Origin of the sequence: Gilliamella sp. Fer4-1 (assembly GCF_001690515.1) — a bacterium.
Taxonomy (GTDB): Bacteria; Pseudomonadota; Gammaproteobacteria; order Enterobacterales; family Orbaceae; genus Gilliamella; species Gilliamella apicola_C.
Window position 1 is genome coordinate 1 of sequence record NZ_LZGZ01000337.1, and the last position, 2,314, is coordinate 2,314.

Genomic DNA, 2,314 nt, shown 5'->3' on the forward strand with positions numbered 1-2,314 from the left:
CCGCATCAGTAAAGTTAATCGGTAAAGCATCGCTCATATTCTTCTCCTAATATATTGATCTTTGTATTATATACTGTTGCCAAATAAAAATACAAAATAGAAAACTTCTATTAAATAAATTTTTAATAGCTAACTTGAATTTATTTTGATTTTATGAATAAATACAGCAAATTTTTATAGAGAGATTATTCCGGTTATGCTAAACACATTTAAATCAGAAAAGCTTTATCATCAAGCATTATCCGTTATGCCTGGTGGCGTGAATTCCCCTGTTCGTGCTTTTAATGGTGTGGGTGGCACCCCCTTATTTATTGAGCGAGCAAACGGCGCATACATTTATGATGTGGACGATAAGGCCTATATCGATTATGTAGGTTCTTGGGGACCAATGATCCTTGGGCATAACGATCCTGATGTTGCCAATGCGGTAATTAATGCAGTGCGTAATGGTTTAAGTTATGGAGCGCCAACCGAAATAGAAACCAAAGTTGCTAATTTAGTGACACAATTAATGCCTTCAATTGAAATGGTGCGGATGGTGAATTCAGGCACTGAAGCAACCATGAGTGCTATTCGGGTAGCACGTGGTTTTACTGGCCGAGATAAGATTATTAAGTTTGAAGGTTGTTATCATGGCCATGCTGATTATTTGTTAGTTAAAGCGGGCTCCGGTGCTCTGACTTTCGGTCATCCAACCTCTCCAGGTGTGCCTAATGATTTTGTTAAGCATACATTAGTTTGTGATTATAACAATTTAGAATCAGTCAAAAAACAATTTGAGCAATATCCCAATGATATCGCCGCTATTATCATTGAACCTGTTGCAGGTAACATGAACTGTATCCCAGCCAAAAAAGAATTTTTACATGGATTACGTGAACTTTGTGATGAATATGGCGCTTTATTAATTATTGATGAAGTGATGACAGGTTTTAGAGTCGCACTGGGTGGTGCTCAAGATTATTATGATGTTGTTCCTGATTTAACTTGTTTAGGAAAAATTATTGGTGGTGGTATGCCTGTTGGAGCATTTGGTGGTCGTGCTGATATTATGAGGCAATTAGCACCAACCGGGCCAATATACCAAGCTGGCACCCTGTCTGGTAATCCTGTTGCGATGGCAGCAGGATACACTACATTAACTAAACTAATGGAAGTTGGGATCTATCAAGAGTTAGCAGAAAAAACTGCACAGCTTGCTAACGGTTTATTGTCAGTTGCCCAAAAGCATAACGTGCCGTTAGTCGTAAATTATGCTGGTGCAATGTTTGGTTTATTTTTTACAACTGCTTCTGAAGTAAGCTGTTATCAAGATGTCATGCAATGCGATGTTGAATTATTCAAAAAATTCTATCATCATATGCTAACTGAAGGTGTTTACTTTGCACCATCAGCTTTCGAAGCGGGTTTTATGTCACTTAAGCACACAGACAAAGAGATCAATCACACCATTGATGCAGCAAGTCGTTTTTTTAGTAAATTAATTTAAAAGTATGACACTGTTTTATACACCAAGAGAACATTAAACGATTAAAATAGGTAATAATTATATGGTTAATCCACTTAAAGAAGGCGTAAAAGCACCTCAATTTTCGTTACCTGACCAAGATGGAGAGCAAATAAGCTTAAAAGATTTTAAAGGTCAACGAGTTTTAATTTATTTTTATCCTAAAGCGATGACGCCAGGTTGCACTGTGCAAGCTTGTAATTTGCGCGATTGTTCTGATGAGTTAAAAAAATATAATGTGACGGTACTGGGTATCAGTACCGATAAGCCAGAAAAGTTATCTCGATTTGTTGAAAAGGAATTATTAAATTTTACATTGCTATCTGATGAAAATCATGAAGTTGCCCAAGCATTTGGTACTTGGGGCGAAAAAGAGTTTATGGGTAAAACCTATGATGGAATTCATCGCATTAGCTTTTTAATAGGTAAAGATGGAATAATCGAGAAAGTATTTGATAATTTTAAAACAACTAACCACCATGAAGTGGTTTTAGATTATCTTAAAAATCACAGCAAATAACTTTGATTAAAAGCAGATTAATGACTAATCTGCTTTTAGTTCACTATTGGCATTATTCAATTCATCCAGTTTTGGCCAAGCATTGATAATTGCTTTAACCAATGTTGCCAAAGGTATTGCAAAAAATATTCCCCAAAAGCCCCACAAGCCACCAAACACAATCACCGCCAAAATAATAACGAGTGGATGCAAGTTAAGCTTTTCTGAAAATAAACAAGGAACTAATAAGTTACCATCTAATACTTGAATCAAAATATAGAAGCATAGCAAATAGCTAAATTCAGTAG

3 protein-coding genes are annotated in these 2,314 nt (G+C 36.0%); 2 read left to right on the forward strand and 1 reads right to left on the reverse strand.

The genetic code is table 11. The annotated features are described in order from the left end of the window. The first annotated feature begins 196 nt into the window (after positions 1 to 196). Entirely contained in the window at positions 197 to 1,489 is a 1,293-nt protein-coding gene (gene hemL, locus A9G30_RS11440) for a glutamate-1-semialdehyde 2,1-aminomutase (RefSeq protein ID WP_065589037.1), read from the forward strand. 61 nt (positions 1,490 to 1,550) lie between these two features. Then, positions 1,551 to 2,027: a thioredoxin-dependent thiol peroxidase gene (gene bcp, locus A9G30_RS11445; RefSeq protein WP_065582972.1), complete on the forward strand. Its 477-nt coding sequence runs from the start codon at positions 1,551 to 1,553 to the stop codon at positions 2,025 to 2,027. 24 nt (positions 2,028 to 2,051) lie between these two features. Here the strand turns inward: bcp and A9G30_RS11450 are convergent. Continuing rightward, positions 2,052 to 2,314 (reverse strand): AI-2E family transporter (locus tag A9G30_RS11450; protein ID WP_141672102.1); only part of this gene is annotated, 263 nt, incomplete at its 5' end.

Coding starts and splice junctions, on each gene's coding strand:
- bcp (WP_065582972.1), top strand. CDS start 1,551: ATGGTTAATCCACTTAAAGAAGGCGTAAAAGCACCTCAATTTTCGTTA.
- hemL (WP_065589037.1), top strand. CDS start 197: ATGCTAAACACATTTAAATCAGAAAAGCTTTATCATCAAGCATTATCC.